Source organism: Allobosea sp. TND4EK4, from assembly GCF_900156025.1.
Taxonomy (GTDB): domain Bacteria; phylum Pseudomonadota; class Alphaproteobacteria; order Rhizobiales; family Beijerinckiaceae; genus Allobosea.
In genome coordinates this window covers 1-17,702 of record NZ_FTMO01000036.1, presented here as the reverse complement: position 1 = coordinate 17,702, position 17,702 = coordinate 1, and the positions used below count along the sequence as shown (strand labels likewise).

17 protein-coding genes and 1 pseudogene are annotated in these 17,702 nt (G+C 64.1%); 11 read left to right on the top strand and 7 right to left on the bottom strand.

Features of this window, described 5'->3' with window-relative positions; translation table 11 throughout:
* Nucleotides 1–1,184: IS21 family transposase (gene istA, locus BW981_RS21745; RefSeq protein ID WP_076443038.1), on the bottom strand; the 1,184-nt coding region annotated here is incomplete at its 3' end.
* Nucleotides 1,185–1,217: 33 nt separating this feature from the next.
* On the opposite strand from istA, the gene BW981_RS21740 reads away from it, so the two are divergent.
* The 3 genes from BW981_RS21740 (at nt 1,218) to BW981_RS21730 (ending at nt 6,236) form a co-directional block, all read left to right on the top strand.
* A complete protein-coding gene (locus tag BW981_RS21740; RefSeq protein ID WP_076443036.1) occupies nt 1,218–2,555 on the top strand; it encodes a sensor histidine kinase in 1,338 nt (445 codons plus the stop codon).
* Nucleotides 2,552–4,555, top strand: coding sequence for a bifunctional DedA family/phosphatase PAP2 family protein (locus BW981_RS21735; protein ID WP_076443034.1), 2,004 nt, complete (start codon nt 2,552–2,554; stop codon nt 4,553–4,555). Before BW981_RS21740 ends, BW981_RS21735 begins: the two co-directional genes overlap by 4 nt.
* A gap of 172 nt (nt 4,556–4,727) precedes the next feature.
* The gene (locus tag BW981_RS21730) at nt 4,728–6,236 is read left to right on the top strand and encodes a Do family serine endopeptidase (protein WP_076443032.1); all 1,509 of its coding nucleotides are present in this window, start codon (nt 4,728–4,730) and stop codon (nt 6,234–6,236) included.
* Between the two features lie 153 nt (nt 6,237–6,389).
* Here BW981_RS21730 and BW981_RS21725 read toward each other — a convergent pair whose 3' ends face one another.
* Entirely contained in the window at nt 6,390–6,950 is a 561-nt protein-coding gene (locus BW981_RS21725; protein WP_076443030.1) for a Chromate resistance protein ChrB, read from the bottom strand.
* Nucleotides 6,951–7,177: 227 nt separating this feature from the next.
* Between BW981_RS21725 and BW981_RS21720 the strand changes: the two genes are divergently transcribed.
* Both BW981_RS21720 and BW981_RS21715 read left to right on the top strand, forming a co-directional pair.
* Nucleotides 7,178–7,924: a COG4280 domain-containing protein gene (locus tag BW981_RS21720; RefSeq protein WP_076443028.1), complete on the top strand. Its 747-nt coding sequence runs from the start codon at nt 7,178–7,180 to the stop codon at nt 7,922–7,924.
* The gene (locus BW981_RS21715) at nt 7,921–8,127 is read left to right on the top strand and encodes a hypothetical protein (protein ID WP_076443026.1); all 207 of its coding nucleotides are present in this window, start codon (nt 7,921–7,923) and stop codon (nt 8,125–8,127) included. Before BW981_RS21720 ends, BW981_RS21715 begins: the two co-directional genes overlap by 4 nt.
* A 238-nt stretch (nt 8,128–8,365) precedes the next feature.
* Here BW981_RS21715 and BW981_RS21710 read toward each other — a convergent pair whose 3' ends face one another.
* From BW981_RS21710 to BW981_RS22815, 3 genes are read right to left on the bottom strand one after another with little or no spacing between them, the layout of a single operon-like run.
* Nucleotides 8,366–9,736, bottom strand: a complete 1,371-nt coding sequence (locus BW981_RS21710) for an MFS transporter (RefSeq protein WP_076443024.1) — start codon at nt 9,734–9,736, stop codon at nt 8,366–8,368.
* Nucleotides 9,737–9,747: 11 nt separating this feature from the next.
* Nucleotides 9,748–10,023: a metal-sensing transcriptional repressor gene (locus BW981_RS21705; RefSeq protein ID WP_076443022.1), complete on the bottom strand. Its 276-nt coding sequence runs from the start codon at nt 10,021–10,023 to the stop codon at nt 9,748–9,750.
* Between the two features lie 60 nt (nt 10,024–10,083).
* Nucleotides 10,084–10,449, bottom strand: coding sequence for a hypothetical protein (locus BW981_RS22815; protein WP_139333894.1), 366 nt, complete (start codon nt 10,447–10,449; stop codon nt 10,084–10,086).
* A gap of 111 nt (nt 10,450–10,560) precedes the next feature.
* Between BW981_RS22815 and BW981_RS21695 the strand changes: the two genes are divergently transcribed.
* A complete protein-coding gene (locus tag BW981_RS21695) occupies nt 10,561–11,295 on the top strand; it encodes a HupE/UreJ family protein (RefSeq protein ID WP_083712564.1) in 735 nt (244 codons plus the stop codon).
* Between the two features lie 20 nt (nt 11,296–11,315).
* Nucleotides 11,316–12,005, top strand: a complete 690-nt coding sequence (locus BW981_RS21690; protein WP_076443018.1) for a transmembrane anchor protein — start codon at nt 11,316–11,318, stop codon at nt 12,003–12,005.
* A gap of 186 nt (nt 12,006–12,191) precedes the next feature.
* Here BW981_RS21690 and BW981_RS21685 read toward each other — a convergent pair whose 3' ends face one another.
* Complete coding sequence (locus BW981_RS21685) at nt 12,192–13,532, bottom strand: histidine kinase dimerization/phospho-acceptor domain-containing protein (protein ID WP_076443016.1); 1,341 nt, start codon at nt 13,530–13,532, stop codon at nt 12,192–12,194.
* Complete coding sequence (locus BW981_RS21680) at nt 13,529–14,191, bottom strand: response regulator (RefSeq protein WP_076443014.1); 663 nt, start codon at nt 14,189–14,191, stop codon at nt 13,529–13,531. The genes BW981_RS21685 and BW981_RS21680 overlap by 4 nt, the downstream gene beginning before the upstream one ends.
* Before the next feature lie 123 nt (nt 14,192–14,314).
* Here BW981_RS21680 and BW981_RS21675 point away from each other — a divergent pair, with 123 nt between their 5' ends.
* The 4 genes and pseudogenes from BW981_RS21675 (at nt 14,315) to bigR (ending at nt 17,602) form a co-directional block, all read left to right on the top strand.
* Nucleotides 14,315–14,935 (top strand): DsbA family protein, encoded by a 621-nt coding sequence (locus BW981_RS21675; protein ID WP_076443012.1) that lies wholly within the window; start codon nt 14,315–14,317, stop codon nt 14,933–14,935.
* Between the two features lie 62 nt (nt 14,936–14,997).
* Nucleotides 14,998–15,618: pseudogene (locus BW981_RS21670) on the top strand (L,D-transpeptidase); the annotation flags it as partial.
* A 347-nt stretch (nt 15,619–15,965) separates the two neighbouring features.
* On the top strand, nt 15,966–17,273 hold the full coding sequence (gene blh / locus BW981_RS21665) for a bifunctional sulfur transferase/dioxygenase Blh (RefSeq protein WP_076443010.1): 1,308 nt from the start codon (nt 15,966–15,968) through the stop codon (nt 17,271–17,273).
* Nucleotides 17,274–17,293: 20 nt separating this feature from the next.
* A complete protein-coding gene (gene bigR, locus BW981_RS21660) occupies nt 17,294–17,602 on the top strand; it encodes a sulfite-sensing transcriptional repressor BigR (protein ID WP_139333893.1) in 309 nt (102 codons plus the stop codon).
* The last annotated feature ends 100 nt before the right edge of the window (nt 17,603–17,702 follow it).

The window sequence follows — 17,702 nt, the reverse complement described above, 5'->3', positions numbered from 1 at the left end:
CCCTGCAACGCCGCCGCCTGGTCGAGCGCGTTCGGCTTGACCTCGATCAGCGCCAGATAGTGCAGCGGATCGGCGACGAACACGCCGGTCCCGTAGCTGCGCGGATGCCGGGCGATCTCCTCGCCCCGGCACAGGACCACGACCTCCTCGACGAAGCCCTTCACCATCACGTCCTGGAAGCCATAGGCCGTCGGCACCGAGTAGTCGTTGGAGCGATAACGGACCAGCGCCGTCGATGAGACCCGCCCGCCACGCTTCTCGCACGGCTCCAGCGGCACCGCCGGCAAGGGGCGCAGGGCCTCACAATCGGCAGCGAGACGGTCGCCGATCATCTGCGCGTGACGACCGGCGCGCTCGTCCTGCCGCCGGCGGCAACGCTCGGCCAACATCGCGTTCAGCTCGGCCAAGCTCGCCGCCACCGGGATCGGCGTCATGAAGTTCGAGCGGGCATACTTCACCAGCCCCTCGACCTTGCCCTTGTCGTTGCCCTTGCCCGGGCGGCCGAACCGATCCCGTAACAGATAGTGGCTCACCAGCTCGGTGAACGCCCGTGTCCGCTCGCGCCGGCCATCGCCGCAGATCTTCGCCACCGCGATGCGCGTGTTGTCATAGAGCACCGACAGCGGGACGCCGCCAAAGAAGCCGAAGGCCGAGACGTGCCCGTCCAGGAACGCCTCCGTCGTCTCGCGCGGATAGGCCTTCACGAAGCAGGCGTCCGACTGCGGCAGGTCCAGGCAGAAGAAGTGAATCTTCTGCCGCACCCCGCCGATCACCGCGATCGCCTCGCCGAAGTCCACCTGAGCGTGACCGGGCGGATGCGCCAGCGGCACGAAGGTCTCCCGGCCCCGCGCCCGGCAGAGCCGCACATGGTCCTTCACCACCGTGTAGCCGCCGGCAAAGCCGTGCTCGTCACGAAGGCGCTCGAAGATCCGCTTCGCCGTATGACGCTGCTTCACCGGTGACGTCCGATCCGCCTCCAGGATCGCATCGATCACCGGCAGAAGCGGACCCAGCTTCGGCTTCTCGACCGGCTTCGTGCGCGTGTAGCCCGGCGGCAGCGAGAACCGGCACATCTTCGCAACCGTCTCGCGGCTCAGCCCGAACACGCGAGCCGCTTCCCGCCGGCTCTTCTCCTGGTTGAAAACGAAATCGCGAACCGCCGCGTAAATCTCCACAGCGAACATCCCCGCCAACCCCGAAAGGGGTCAGCCTATCCAATGGCCGACTTTTACGCCGCCCGCGCCGGCACAAACGCAGGCGCTCCACTGGATGGTTTTCTCACCGCCGTGCACAGGTTCGCTCTTGAGGAACAGACAGCGCAGCGGATCGAGGCAGAGGTCGAGACCCTTGCCCAGGAATACCGTTCGCAGGGACTTGAGCATCTAATTGCATCTGTCTCGGCTCGTCTTACCGCCCGAGAGCGCGACGCCCTAGAATACACTCTGGTTGCGGCCGACAAGGGCATCGTCGTTGGACGAAAGTTGGCTCTTCCACCAAAAGACGGCTGGTCGACCATCTCGCCCTCCAAAGAGGCTTGGACCTCTGATGGAGAGTCCGCATCCTACTATCTCCGGACAACCACGTTGGAGGGCGGAGTCCGTCTGGGCATAGCCAATGATCTCGACTGGATAGACGATGTCCAGGAGGCCATCCTCTCGACTTTTGCCTGGGCGCTCGGAGCGACGCTTATCCTCGCACTTGCAAGCGGACTGTGGCTTAGCGCGCGCTTCCTGCGCGGTCTCGATGGGATGATCAGAACCGCTGCGGCGATCGTCGCCGGCGATCTAACAAGCCGCGTGCCGGTTTCTACACGCAACGACGATTTCGACCAGCTCGGCCGCGCCTTCAACAGCATGCTCGACCGGCTTGGCGTCTTGATGGACAGCCTCAAGCAGGTCTCGAACGACATCGCCCACGACCTCCGCACACCGCTTTCGCGCTTGAAGCAGAATCTGGATGAGACTGCGCGCGGCGCTGCCACAAGTGATGAGATGCGCGCTGGCATCCTGAATGCGACGCTGCAGGTGGACGAGATCCTCTCTACATTCTCCGCTTTGCTCCGGATCGCCCAGATCGAAGCTGGCACCCGCCGCGCGGGGTTCTCCCCGGTTGATTTATCGGAACTGACCAGATTGCTGACAAGCGACTACGCTGCTGTCGCCGAGGATCGCAGGCAAACGATCTCGACAACGATAGAGCCCTCGCTCTGGATCGAGGGCGACCGTGACCTGCTTACGCAATTGATCGTCAATCTCGTCGAGAACGCCATTCGCCATACGTCGGATGGCTCGCGAATCCTGGTTGGTTTGGCCAAGTGCCAGGACGACGTCACACTGACGGTCAGGGACAACGGCCCGGGCGTTCCGGACGCGGAGCGAGAGCGGATCTTCCGGCGGTTCTATCGCCTGGAACAGAGTCGCACTACCACCGGCAGCGGCCTCGGGTTGAGCCTCGTCGCCGCGATCGCCGAACTCCACGGAGCGAGCGTGACCGCGCAGGACAACAACCCGGGACTCCGGATCGAAATTCGTTTTCCACTGAAGGCTGAAGCATGAGCTCGTTCGTGAACGGTTATGTCCAGCCTCTGCTGGCTTTCGCGGGCCAGAACGTCTGGCTCGTCGCCTTCATCGTGTTCGTCGCTGCCCTTTCGGAAGCGATCGTGTTGATCGGCGCGATCATTCCCGGGACAGCCATCATCCTGGCTGCGGCAGCGATCGTTGGTGCAGGCCACCTCTCTGTCTGGCCGGTCCTGATCGCGGCCATTGCCGGAGCAATCGTTGGTGACGGCATCTCGTATTGGATGGGGCATCACTACAAGCACCGGATCGTGCGCATTTGGCCTTTCAGTCGCTATCCGGGCCTTCTAGCAAAGGGAGATGCCTACTTCGACAGCCACGGCGGCAAGAGCGTCTTCATCGCGCGATTCCTGCCTGGTGTCCGCGCCGTCGTGCCGATCTCGGCCGGGATGGCTGGAATGACCGTGGCCCGGTTCTACGCCGCCAATGTGTCCTCTGCGCTATTCTGGGCTCCCGTCCACGTCCTCCCGGCAACGGCGCTGGGAGCGTCGATGGCGGTCCTTGGCGATGCCAGCGGCCGTCTCCTTCTTGTTCTGGTGGTCGTCGGCCTCGCCGTTGCAGGCGCGGTCCTGTTGGCATGGCTGGCCTGGTCGAGAGTATTGCCTATGCTCAGCGTTTGGCAGGAACGCCTGCTCGCGTGGGCCAGAGGCCGAAACGGCGGGTTAGCATACACCGTTCGACGCTTGCTGGACCCCGATATTACTGACGACCGAACCGTGGCGTTGCTGGTTGCCGGATTTGCAGTCGTGCTGCTCGGCTTCGTCAATCTTGTCGAGGGCGTTGTAGCTCGCGGCGAACTCGCTCGCGCCGATCTAGCCATCAGCAATCTCATCCAGAGCCTGCGCATCGATGCCGGCGACCGCATTATGATCGTCGTGACAAGCTTCGGGGACGGGGTCGTGATCGCGGCGCTGGCGGTGCTCACGTTGACTTGGCTGGCTTGGCGGCGCAGTTGGCGCCTGGCTGGTGGCCTGGCGATCCTGCTGATCGCGACCGCCGCCTTTGTGCCGCTCCTCAAGTCAACGATACAGATCGCTCGGCCGTTGGCGATGTATAGCGGCGCGGAAGCTTATAGCTTCCCCAGCGGGCATGCGACCTTCGCTACGACATTCTTCGGTTTTGTGGGCTGGCTTACACTGAGAGGCTTGCCGGGACGATGGCGCTGGCTACCCATTGTCTTGGCTGCGGGCACTGTCGGCTTGATCGCAACATCGCGCATCTATCTGGCAGCACACTGGCCTTCCGACGTCCTCGCCGGCACAATTTTCGGTCTCGGCACGACACTGATCATCGCTCTTGTCTTCCGGAAGGACGACCTGACGCAGGCGCGTCCCGCATGGCTCGGGCTGGCTATGTGTGGCGCATTCCTCGTGGTCGGTTCGCTGCACGTTTATCGAACGCTTCCGGCAGCCGAACAACGGTATGTGCGTTCAATGCCGCAAGTCGCGGCGACCAAGGTGGAATGGGAAACATCGGCCTGGGCGACCTTACCGCAACATCGCATCGACCTCGAGGGGGACACCAAAGAGCCGATCGTTCTGCAATGGGCTGGGTCGCCTGCCACGCTGCAAAGCGCGTTGGAGAAAGAGGGGTGGTCAGTCCCGAAACCGTGGTCGATCAATGTCGTGGCGACGTTTCTGTCGCCTCGACCGGTGCTCGCCGAAATGCCGGTGCCGCCACGCCTCAGCAGTGGCCAATCGCCAGTCCTCACTCTGATGCAGATGTCCGCGGATGGAGCGACCCGTCGCGTGCTGAGCGCCTGGCTAACGCCGCTGTCAATTTCCGACTTGAAAGCGTCGCCGGTACTGGCGGCCTCCGTCGTGACCGAGACCCTATCGCAGCCGCTGAACCTGCTAGCGCTGCCACGTTCTGTGTCGGCGCCACCCAATGGTGCGAACTTCTTTGACCGTCTCGGCCAGACAATCGCTGTGAGACTGCGAGCTGGAACCGAACCCGTCGTTCTCGCCGTTGCCGATTGAGGCGTTTGCCGATCGATACTGGCCCGACGGGTCCGCTCGACCTGCTCGGTTGGCGAGACCGCGAGCCGCATTGGGAATTTGTCATGAACTGGACAAGCCCGCCTCATCCCGGCGGGACTAGACCATTTCTCATGGCCGCGCTGGCGACCAGTCAACGCCACGGAGATCCATCATGGCACTCTCGAAGAACACCTCATTCATGTCATCCCGCACGCGCTGGATGGCTTCCGTCGCAGCCTTGGCCATGTTGGCCGGCGGTTCCTACGGCGTTCTGAGCCTCGCGGGGCCGCACGAAGCACGCGCCGCCCAAGTCGTCACGGGAGATCTAAACGCTCAGGCCATGCCGTCTTTCTCGACGGTCGTGCAGCGTGTGAAGCCTGCAGTCGTATCCGTGAAGGTGAAGCTCGATGCAGGCGTCACCCAGGCAGCTGATCTGTCGGAACAGTTCGACAACCTGCCGCCGCAGATCCAGGAGTTCTTCAAGCGCTTCGGCCAACAGCAGGACCAGTCGCCGTCGCGGCCGCGCCCTCAGCAAGCGCCGGCCATGGCGCAGGGCTCGGGCTTTTTTATCTCCGCTGATGGTTATCTCGTGACCAACAACCACGTCGTGCAGAACGCCAAGGCCGTGACGATCACCAAGGTCGATGGAACTGAACTCACGGCGAAAGTCGTCGGCACGGATCCGAAGACCGACCTCGCTCTCCTGAAGGTCAATGAGAAAGGCGACTATCCCTTTGTAGCACTCGCCAAGGACGCCCCCATGGTAGGCGACTGGGTTGTCGCGATCGGCAATCCCTTTGGCCTGGGCGGCACAGTCACCGCCGGCATCGTCTCGGCGCATGGTCGCGACCTTGGGTCGGGACCCTATGACGACTATCTCCAGATCGACGCGCCCATCAACAAGGGTAATTCAGGCGGGCCGACTTTCAACCTCAAGGGCGAGGTCGTCGGCGTGAACACGGCGATCTTCTCGCCGTCGGGCGGCAGCGTCGGCCTCGCCTTCGCCATCCCCGCCTCTACCGTCACCTCGGTCGTCGATCAGCTTGAGCACGGCGGCAAGGTCAACCGCGCCTATCTCGGCGTCCGCGTGCAGCCGGTGACGCAGGACCTTGCGGACGGTCTCGGATTGCCGACAGCCGCGGGTGCGCTCGTCGATTCCGCCGAGCTTGGCACGCCAGCAGCCATGGCGGGGCTGAAATCGGGTGACGTCATCACCAGAATGAACGGCGTCGCGATCAAGGACGCTCGGGAGCTGACCCGCAAGGTCGGTGCCATGAAGTCGAACGACAAAGCTGAATTCACCTATCTGCGTGATGGCAAGGAGCAGACCACGACAGTTGCGCTCGCGGTCCAGAGCGACGAGGGGCAGGCCAAGGCCGACGCTTCGTCTTCCGATGCCAAGTCGATCCTCGGCGTGAAGCTCGCGCCTGCGAGGGCCGTGCCGGGTGCCGGTGATGTCGGCGTCGTTGTCGTGGGCGTCGATCCCAACGGCCAGGCAGCTGCAAAGGGGCTGTCCGAGGGCAGCGTGATCCTCGAGGTCGGGGGAAAGCCGGTCGAGAGGCCCGAGCAGGTCAAGTCGGGTCTGGAGCAGGCTCGCAAGGACGGAAAGAAGGCGGTGCTTTTGAAGATTAGGACAGAGGATGGATCACGGTTCATGGCGGTGACATTCGCCGCAGCATAACTGATTGTCGTGCTTGGAGCGTCGTTCTGCGGACAGCCCCCCAAACGCCATCGCAGGATAACGCATCGAGGAGAATGGCGGAGGGCGAAATCCCTCTGCCATTTTTCAAGCAGTCGCATAGTGGCCGCGACGAAGGTATCCCCAACGCTAAAGCTACCCTGCCTCTCCCGGCAACCTGTTCTCAGCTTGAGCCGCAAATACGTTGTGCGCGTAGACATCGAGGATAGCCTCGGATCGAACCAAACGTTCGATCGCCTCCTTACTGAGTGGAGCACCGTAGAAGTCGAGCTTCTGGATTTTGGCCATCCAATTTTTGAATTTAGCCAATTCTTGCTCATTTTCCCCTAATTCTGCATAAGTAAAGTGCTTTATTTCGGTTTCATGCGCGATTTCAGCCTCGAACGCGATGCACTTCTCGATAAATTCTTTGTATTCGTCATTGCGATCGGCGTTGAAGCGATCGATGATCTTGGCCTGTTGCGTGCCGTCAAGACCGACCGTTGCAAGCAGCAAGGCCTCCCCGTCCGCCTCAGCGATCTCGTGTTCCAGCACCTTGAGGCGCCTGAGATGGTCGTCTGTTTTGGGCAGCACGCAGACGCCGCCCTGCAGATAGACCGCACCCATGCCTTTAAGCTTGCGCCAGATCGAGACCCGTTTGCGGGCGGGCTCGGCTGGGACCTTGTAGGTCAGCAGCAACCATTCCAGCGCGGTCATGGAACCCCTTGAATGTTACGACGGTTACAATCATAAAGTTATGGATGGTGCGTGATGCGAAATCCATTGTGACACTGGGATACCGGGATGACCAGCATGTCGACGCCGGCCAAGTCAGCGATCCGCCGTGCGCGCTTCGGATTCTCGTCTCCTCCAAACAGCGCTCATGGTCGCCGGAATTCACCTGACGCTTCCGCCATCCTCCTGACGCCTGAAAGGAATCGGTCATGATGACCTGGGCGACTGCCGCGCCTGCTATCTCCGCCACCTTCCTCGCCTCGATCGTCGAGGTGGTCGAGGCCTTCACCATTGTGCTCGCTGTCGGGACCGTCCAGGGCTGGCGACCCGCATTGGCCGGAACGGCCGCAGGGCTCGGCGTACTCGGACTCATCGTGCTGGCGCTGGGGCCGGTGCTCGACCGGGTTCCGCTTCAGAGTCTGCAACTCGTCATCGGCATACTGCTTCTGCTCTTCGGCCTGCGCTGGCTGCGCAAGGCGATCTTGCGAGCGGCGGGTATCATCGCCCTTCATGACGAGGAAAAGGTCTTTGCAGCAGAAACCTCGCTCCTTCAGGACGCGGCCCGCAGGCGCATCTCCCATCTTGACTGGGTCGCGGGACTCGCGGCGTTCAAGGCCGTGGTACTGGAAGGGGTCGAGGTCGTCTTCATCGTGATTGCGGTGGGAGCAGGGCGCGGCCTGCTTTGGCCGGCCGCGTTGGGTGCGCTCGCTGCTTGCCTGCTGGTCCTCGTCATCGGCTTCGCCGTTCACAAGCCTCTCTCGCGGGTGCCCGAAAATACCTTGAAATTTGGAGTCGGCGTCATGCTCTCGGCCTTCGGCGTCTTTTGGGCAGGGGAAGGCCTCGGTGTGCAATGGCCCGGGCATGACGCCGCTATTCTCGGCTTCGCGGCTATTTTCCTGTTGGCCGGGCTCGCCCTGATTTCTGTCGCCCGCCGTCCCGTCGAGGTTGCCCGATGACCCTTCTTCGCCTGATCTTCAACGAGATCGTCGGCCTATTCGTCGATGACGAGCAGCTCGCCCTCTCGATCCTGGCCGTCGTCGCCGCCTGCTGGCTGATGGTCCAATATGTCCATGACGACTCGATCCTGATCGGGCTCCTGCTTCTGGTCGGGTGCCTTGGCGTGCTTACCGCCAGCGTCATGAAGGGGGCTCGTCGCTAGGCCGGTGCGCTGCCGCTCACGAGAAAGCCGAGCGCGGTGGCATCACCGGCCATGTTCGATGTCTCTGATTGGCCACCTTCGCACCTGCTGTGAGTTCGTCCACACGCGCTGCCATCCGACTCCATTCAGCTGAGCTGCCGCTTGTGTCTCTTCAAACGGCCCAGTTTCACCCTTGGTGAATGTGCCCGTGCCGAACTGGAAATCAGTCGCTCTCAACCTCACGACGTGGCGTCCGGATTCAGCTGACTCGCTCAGGCCACTGCTGGTGGAGATCGTCGATGACGAAGGCATGGGCGTGAGCGCGCTGCGCGGCACCGGCGAGATGGGGATGGTCGACGGGCAGATCTTCATGGCGGTGGATGAGGTCGCCGGTCTCTTCTGAGGGCCAGAGTTGCGCAGCGACCAGCACGGAGGCGCATGTCAAAAGGGCAAACAGGCCGAAGGTCATCCAGACCGGCAGAGCCGCGCCGAGCCATCCCGCCAGGGGATAGGTGACCAGCCAGCAGGCATGCGACAGGGCGAACTGCGCGGCGAAGACGGCCGGCCGATCTTCGGCATGAGCGGACCGGCGCAGCAGTCGCCCCGAGGGGGTCTGCACCGCCGAATAGCCCAGGCCCAGTAGCAGCCAGGTCGCCAGCAGGCCCGGCCAGAGTGCCGAGCCCACGTCAGTCCCTAAGGCAGAGGCCGCGCTGCCCGGGACGCGAGACAGGAGGACGGCCGCGATCGTGAGCACGCCACCGAGAAAGATCGCCGCCGAGAACATGATGCGGCGATCCGGCAGCCGCTCCAGCAGGCGCGGCAGCGCGAGCGCGGCAATCATCGAGCCGCCTCCGAAGCATGCCAGCGCCAAGGCGACTTGACCATCGCCGAGGCCGAGCCGGCCCTTCACGAACACGACTGTGTTGACGATCACCATCGCGCCGCCGGCCGCTGCCGCCATGTTGAGCGCAAGCAGGCCGCGGAGCCGCGGCGTCGCGAGATAGATCCGCATCCCCCGCGTAGTCCTGTCGTAGATGCCGCCCTTGCGCTCGACGGCCGGCGAAGATGGCAGCGTCACCGAGAGCACGAGCGCGGCCGAGACGAGGAAGCCTGCGACCGTGCCTGAGAACAACCAGTGATAGCTGATCAGCGTCAACAGCGCGGCGGCCAGCATCGGGCTGATCAGGCTCTCCAGATCGTAGGCCAGCCGCGAGAGCGAGAGGGCCCTGGTATAATCCGTCTCGTCCGGCAGCACGTCGGGGATCGTCGCCTGGAAGGTCGGGGTGAAGGCAGCCGAGGCGGACTGCAGCAGGAAGATCAGGACGTAGATCTGCCAAATCTCACTGACGAGGGGCAAAAGCAGCGCGATTGCGGCCCTGACCAGATCCATCGCGATGAGAAACCGCTTGCGCGGCAATTGGGCGGCGAACGCCCCGACAACGGGCGCGACGGTGACGTAAGCGATCATCTTGATCGCCAGTGCCGTGCCCAGCACCGTGCCGGCCTTGTCGCCGGCGAGGTTGAAGGCGAGCAGCCCGAGCGCGACTGTCAGCAGGCCCGTTCCGAGAAGCGCGATAATCTGCGCGAGGAAGAGCCGGCCATAGGTCCGGTTGGTGAGGACGGCGAGCATGGGCTGGTCCTTCAGAGGAACTTGGCGATCGCCTTGAACTCGTCGATGGGCTGGCGGCGCTCGGGCGACACGTCGCCGACAACATGGTCGAGGCAATGATCCAGATGATCCTGGATCAGGGTGCGCTTGGCCTGGACGATGGCACTCTCGACCGCCTGCAACTGGGTCGCGATGTCGAGGCAGGGACTGCCGCCCTCGATCATCGCCACGACCTTGGCGAGGTGACCGCCGGCACGGCGGAGGCGCTTGGCGATGGCGGGATGGCTGACATGGACGTGATCATTCATCGCTTCCCATAACCCCCTAGGGGGGATATGGGAAGCTCTGTGTTCGCGAACTCCGCGTCGTCAAAGTTCCATTAAGAATTCTGCTACTATCTGTTCATCATGTTGCTCCGCCGCATCAGAGCCCTGTCCTGCCTCGTCATCGCGCTTGCGATGGCGCTGGGCATGACGTTGTCTGCGGCTCATGTCTCGGCCGGGCATAACGCCTACGCTATCGCAGAGGCCGAAGCCGTCCGGCATGCGGAACTCGCCGCCGAGATCGCGGCACATGGGCATGCCCATGAGGACGGCGAGGCCGACGAACGCCTGCCCGGCCATGTCCACGGGCACAACACCGCCGATCACGTCCATGAGACGGCCAACGTTGTCGCGCTGATCCAACTCGGCATTCCATCCTTCGCGCGCACGGCGATCCGGCACGAGCATCAACGCTCGGCCTCGGGCCAGCCGGCCAGCCTGGAACGTCCCCCGCGATCCGTCGTCGCCTGAACTTCCCGCCGCACGTGCGGCAGATTTCAACGACGAACCATCGGATCCTTCATGCAACGACCTCTAACCGGAGGGCGGCGCCTGCTGCATCACGCAGCCTCGCGTCTGCTCCTTCCTCTCGCGCTCGCCTTCCTGCTCCTGCTGCCAGGCATCGAGAGCGCATTCGCCCACGCCGTCGCCGAAGGCGACAAGGGCTACATCAAGGAGATCACCGGGGTGCACCTGCTCCCCTTCGTCTATCTGGGCGCCAAGCACATGGTGACGGGCTACGACCACATCCTGTTCCTGTTCGGGGTGATCTTCTTCCTCTACCGGGCGAAGCACATCGCGATCTATGTCAGCCTGTTCGCGCTCGGCCATTCGACGACGATGCTGCTCGGCGTCTATCTCAACGTCGGGATCAACAGCTACCTCATCGACGCCATCATCGGCCTGTCGGTCGCCTACAAGGCGCTCGACAACATGGGCGCCTTCCAGCGCTGGCTGGGCTACCAGCCGAACACGAAGGCCGCGACGCTGATCTTCGGGCTGTTCCACGGCTTCGGTCTCTCGACCAAGATCCTGGAATACGAGATCTCGCCAGACGGGCTGATCCCCAACCTGCTCGCCTTCAATGTCGGCGTCGAGCTCGGCCAGCTGACCGCGCTCGGCATGATCCTGATCGCCATGGGCTTCTGGCGCCGCACGGCCGGCTTCTGGCGCCACGCCTACACCGCCAATGTCTGGATGCTCACCGCGGGCTTCGTCCTCGTCGGCTACCAGCTCACCGGCTACTTCGTTTCCTGAAAATCCAAGGACCTCACCCGATGTACAACACCGACATCCCGACCCGCGCCGAGCTGCCGACCACGGCCCAGCTCCTGCGTTCCACCGCCATCGCCGCCGTCTCAGCGGCCGTCATCCTCGTGACCATTGTCCTGCCGGCCGAATATGCGATCGATCCGACCGGCATCGGCCGCATGCTGAAGCTGACCGAGATGGGCGAGATCAAGACCCAGCTCGCCGCCGAGGCGGAAGCCGACCGGATCAAGGACAGCCAGACGCCGCCGGCCCCGCCCGCGCCGGCAACGCCCGCGCCGGACCAACGCTCGTCGATGCTCGGCACGATCCTCGCCGGCCTGTTCGTCTCGCCGGCTCAGGCTGGCGAGCGGGTCGAGCTCGCCCAGGCAGCGCCTTCGCGCAGCGACGAGACCGTGTTCACGCTGAAACCCACCGAGGGCGTCGAATACAAGCTGACCATGAAGGCCGGAGCGAAAGTCGACTTCGCCTGGACCGCAAAGGACGGCGTGGTGAACTACGACATGCACGGAACTCCCGGCGCGGGCGGCAAGGAGAAGAGCTACAAGACCGGGCGCGGCTCGGCCGGCGAGCAGGGTGTCCTCACCGCCGAATTCGACGGCTCGCATGGCTGGTTCTGGCGCAACCGCGGCAAGCAGGACGTCACGATCACGCTGAAGACGACGGGGGCTTACGGCGAAATCAAGCGGATGATGTGAAGTTCGATCGCCGGCTGGCTACGAAGCCAGCCGGCGATACACGGCCCATAGTTGCCGCAGAATCCGCATGGCTCACGCAAGATGCGCCATCAGCTGACGTTCCATGGCTGCCCAATACCAGACATTGGCCGTTTGGCATCGCTCGTCGTATGCCTCTGCCCCATAACTTCGATTTTTTGGGATAGCTCAAGCTAAAGCGCTTCGAGCGAAGGACACGGCCGCTCGCAGGCCCCGCCCGCTTGGAGGCGTGCCTAAAGTGAGCTTCGCTTGTATGCTGTGCAAGGCAACCTCAACAATGAAGAGTCCGAGCCCACTTCCCGCATTTCGGGCCATGCGTCCGCGATAGAACCGCTGCCTGACGAAGGCCAGTTCGTCCGCGGGAACGCCTGGACCTTCGTCATCGACGGCCAGCGCGGCGTCTCCGGTCCTGAGCCACCTGACGCGACCGCCGGGCGGGCTATGGCCACAGGCGTTGTCATGGAGGTTGCGCAGGGCCAGTTTCAGGTTGTCGGGGTTTCCTTCTACCGTCATCGCATCAAGGGCGGCATCGATCTCGACGTCGATCGACGGCCGCCTCTGGCCTTCGCCGTCGATGTCTCGGAGCAGCTGCCCGAGATTGACCGGCTCGCGCCGGCTTGGCTCGGCGCCCGACTCCAGCCTCGCCAGCGCGAGCAACTGACTGATCAGGCGTGCCGTGCGGTCTACGCCCTGCATGATGTGGTCCAGTGCGGCCGTCCGCATCTGCGTCGTGTCGGCAGCCTTGGCGATCTGGGCCTGGGTCCGGATGCCGGCGAGCGGCGTCCGCAATTCGTGCGCGGCGAAGGCGGTGAATTCGCGCTCGTGCCGGCGGGCCGCATCGAGCCGTGCAAACAGGCCGTTCAACGCATCGGTCACGGGCCGGATCTCGTCGATCACCCTGGCGTGGAGCGGAGCGAGATCATCAGCGGCGCGCCGCTGCAGATCGGCGGCGATCCCGCGCAAGGGCGACAGGCCGCGCCCGACGCTCATCCAGATCAGCGCCGCAAATAGCGGCAGCATCAGCAGCGTCGGTGCGACGAGACCCAGCACGAGGTCATTGACGAGGCGATCGCGCAGGCCGAGCCGGTCGCCGACCAGAACCCGGACATCCCGGGCGGCGTCCTCGATGGCATAGACGCGCCAGAGCTCGCCGCCGATCAGATTGTCGCTGAAGCCGGCCGCATGACCCGACAGCCTCTCGGCGGGAGCCGCCGTCGAGGCTGCGACGAGCCGTCCACCCAGGGACCAGATCTGGCAGGAGAGCTGGCGCTCATAGCCACCGGCGTCGCTTGCCGTGACCTGCGGCGTCGCTGCGATCGCGGCTGGCGCCGAGGCGCCGGCATCGCGGACGAGCGAGGAGACCATGCGCGCCGCCTCCTGCAGGCGCGTATCAAGGACGCGTTCGAGCTCGGCCTTGGTGCCGAGATAGATCCAGGCGGTCGCAGCCAGCCAGATCAGGCCGGTGGTGGCGACGAGGATCAGGAACAGGCGCGCGCGCAACGAGGTCATGGCGCCATCCTCAACCGATAACCCAGGCCGCGGACGGTCTCGATCTGCTCGCGTCCGATCTTCTGCCGGAGATTGTGGATGTGGACCTCGATCGCGTTGCTCTCGATGTCCTCCTGCCAGCCATAGAGCCGCTCCTCCAGCTCGATGCGCGAGCGGATCAGGCCGGGTCGCTCGGCGAGCGCGCGCAGGATCGCGAATTCCCGCCGCGTGACGTCGATGGCGACGCCATCGCGGGCGGCCGAATGGCTGGCGGGGTCCAGGACCAGTCCGGCAGCGGCAAGGGTCGCGATCGCCCGGCCCTCGCGACGGCGCACCACGGCCCGCAGGCGGGCGGCGAGCTCGTCGAGGTCGAAGGGCTTGCCGAGATAATCGTCGGCGCCGCGATCGAGCCCGGCGATCCGGTCGCGGGTCTCGTCGAGCGCGGTCAGAAGCAGGATCGGGCTTTCGTCGCCCGCCTGGCGCAGGCTGGTCAGCAGGTCGAGCCCCGAGCCGTCTGGCAGCATGACGTCGAGGACGACGGCGTCGAAGCCCCCCGCCGCCAGGGCATGCCGGCCATCGGCGCAGCTGCCGACAACCTCGGCGCTGACGCCATGCAGCTTCAGCCCGACGGAGAGACCGTCGGCCAGAATGGGGTCGTCCTCGACGATCAGAACACGCATCGCTTCTCCCTTGCAGGTCAGCAGCCCGGTCCGGCTTAAGGCTGGCTTAAGCTGGGACGCGCCGATGGCGGGCATCACGGCCGAACCGGCCGCCGCCCTCGACAGCCGACAAGGACCAGACCGATGCAGCGGGATCGCCGGACGATCATCAGAGGCCTGGCCTTGCTTCTCGCCGCCACGCCCCGCTCGGCGCTGGCGCAGGGACGCGATCCCGATGCCGAGGCCATCCTCAACGATCCCGAGGCGCCAGTCTCCGGCAACCCGAAAGGCGACGTCACGATCGTCGCCTTTCTCGATTACAACTGCCCCTTCTGCAAGAAGGCAGCTCCCGATCTCGCCCGCCTGGTCCGCGAGGACGGCCAGATCAGGCTCGTCTACAAGGACTGGCCGGTGATAACCGAGACCTCGGTCTATGCCGCGCAGCTCGCGCTCGCCGCCGCCCATCAGGGCGCCTATGCCAAGGCCCATGATGCGCTGATGGCGACCAAAGGGCGGCTCGGACGCGAGCAGGTCGCCGCGGCCATCAAGGGCGCCGGCATCGACATGGCCCGGCTCGAAGCGGATGTAAACGGCAAGTCCGCGCAGATTACCGCGCTGCTCCGGCGCAACATGGCACAGGCGGAGTCGCTGGGGCTGCAGGGCACGCCGACCTATCTGATCGGCCCGTTCCGAACCTCCACCCAAGATTATGCCGGCTTCAAGCAGGTCGTCGCCGACGCGCGCAAGAAGCAGGCGTCCCAGTGATCGACCGGCTCGCGTCCTCCATGACCGACCTCTCCAAACCCACGCGCCGCCTCGCCGGCCTCATGATCGCCTTGGCTGCGGCCGGCTGTACGACCATTGCGCAGCAGCCGGTTCCGGCGACACCTCCGGCGCCGCAGTTCAGCGCCCTCGATCTCCGGCGCTATGGCGCGGTCGGCGGTGAGCCGTTCCAGGTCCCCGCCGTCTCGCTTGAAGACCTGCGTACGCGCAACCTGCGTCAACTCGTCGATTATCCGACCGCACATCAACCCGGCACGCTGATCGTCGATCCTGCGAACCGATACCTTTTTCTTATTCAGGAGCACGGCAAGGCGCTCCGCTATGGCGTCGGCGTCGGGCGCGAGGGTCTGGAGTTCACAGGTTCCGCAACGGTCGAGCGCAAGGCCCAATGGCCGCGCTGGACGCCGACGCCCGATATGATCAAGCGAGAACCGGCGCGCTATGCGAAGTGGACAGGCGGCATGGCTGGCGGCGACACCAATCCGCTCGGCGCCCGCGCCCTATACCTCTTCAAGGATGGCCGCGACACGCTCTATCGCATTCATGGGACGAACGAGCCTGAGACGATTGGTGAAGCCGTCTCGTCCGGCTGCATCCGCATGATGAACCAGGACGTCATCGATCTCTACAACCGCATTCCGAAAGGATCGAAGGTCGTCGTTCTGCCCGCCTGAATGTCAGGACCAGCCTGATGGGCAGAGGCGCCCGATAACTCTTACCTCCTGTCGGAAGCGACCCTGCGGGATATGAGATCGATCTGGGTAGTTGCCGAGGCTGTTATCGGTCTCTGTCACCGCCTACGTCCCTTGCTACGACCGGTGCACCGTAGTCGGACCGCTTGACGGCTGCTGGCTGCGGCCCCCGGCGACTGCGTCCCAAACCAGGATGCAATCGACGTCTACAAAGCAATTCGGACGGACTTGCAGACAACCACGACAGGGGCTTGTAACAGTCAATATACATTTTATATAACTGTATATTGAATTTCTCAGACCAGCCTTGGAGGCCGGCAATGCAACCGATCAAAATCTCCGAAACGCTGTCTATCGGCGCCCAGCCGACTGAGGTGGATTTCGCTGTGTTGGCGTCGCAGGGCTTCAAAATGGTCATTAACGACCGCCCCGACGCCGAGGACGCCGTACAGCCGGGCTCTACAGCAGAAGCTAAGGCCGCCGAGGAAGCCGGGATGGCATACGCCTTCATTCCGGTGACGGGCCCTGCGATCACGGACGCCGACGTCTTTGCGTTCCAGAAGGGTCTCAGGCTGGCACCAGGGCCGGTTTTCGCCCATTGCAAGACCGGTATGCGCGCCCTGACGCTCCATGCGCTCGGCGAAGTTCTCGGTGGCCGGATGGACGCCGACGAGGTCATCGCATTTGGCAACCGGCACGGTTTCGACCTTGCCGGTGCCAAGGCCTGGCTCGACCGACGCGCGACCCTAAACCCGCAGGTTACGGGCTTCTATGATCCCCGGACCTTCAGCGTGCAGTATGTCGTGACCGACCCGGCCACGAAGCGCTGCGCCATCGTCGATCCCGTGCTCGACTTCGACGAGAAATCTGGCGCGACCGCGACGACCCCGGCCGACGCCATCCTCGCCTATGTCCGTGAGCGGGGTCTGACAGTCGAATGGATCCTGGACACTCATCCCCATGCCGACCACTTCTCGGCCGCCCAGTACCTTAAGGCGCAGACCGGTGCGCAGACCGCCATCGGCGAGCAGGTGGTCGCCGTCCAGAAGCTCTGGAAGGGGCTTTACAACTGGCCTGAACTCGCCGCGGACGGCTCGCAATGGGACCGGCTCTTCGCTCATGGTGAGCGGTTCAAGCTGGGCTCTCTCGACGTTTCCGTGCTGTTTTCGCCGGGGCATACGCTGGCCTCGATCACCTATGTCATCGGAGACGCCGCCTTCGTCCACGATACGCTGTTCATGCCCGATGGCGGCACGGCCAGGGCGGATTTCCCTGGCGGCAGCGCCAAGGCGCTCTGGGCGTCGATTCAAGCGATCCTGGCGTTGCCCGACGAGACGCGCCTGTTTACCGGCCACGACTATCAGCCTCATGGCCGCGCTCCGCGCTGGGAGAGCACGGTCGGCCAGCAGAAGCAGTCGAACGCTCACATCGTCGAACGTGACGAGGCCGCTTTCGTCGCCCTGCGTGAGGCTCGCGACAAAACCCTGTCGATGCCCAAGCTGATCCTGCACGCGCTGCAGGTGAACATTCGCGGCGGCCGCCTGCCAGAGCCTGAATCGAACGGCCGTCGCTACCTGAAGATTCCACTCGATGCTCTAGTCGGTGCAGCCTGGGACGATGCACCATGACACAGTCGTCGAGGCCGTCGATGAGCCGAGCCGAGCTATCAGGCCGGGCGGCCGAGGTTGCAGGCCTGCTCAAGACGCTCGCCAACCGCAACCGGCTGATGATCGTCTGCACGCTGGTCGAGGGCGAGTACTCCGTCGGCCAGATCGAAGAGGAACTCGGCATCCGGCAGCCGACGCTCTCGCAGCAACTCACCATCCTGCGCGAGGCCGGGATCGTCGCGACGCGGCGCGAGGCCAAGCAGATCTTCTATCGCCTGACCGAGCAGAAGGCCGCCCATCTCGTCGAGGCACTCCACGCCATCTTCTGCGCAGAGGACCCCGAGTCATGACCCCCTGTCCGCCGTCAGCACCAATGGCACAGATTTGAGGTTGTGATTTAAGGAGGATTTGGGCTTCGTCGTAGTGACGAAGGAACGAAGATGAAGCCCA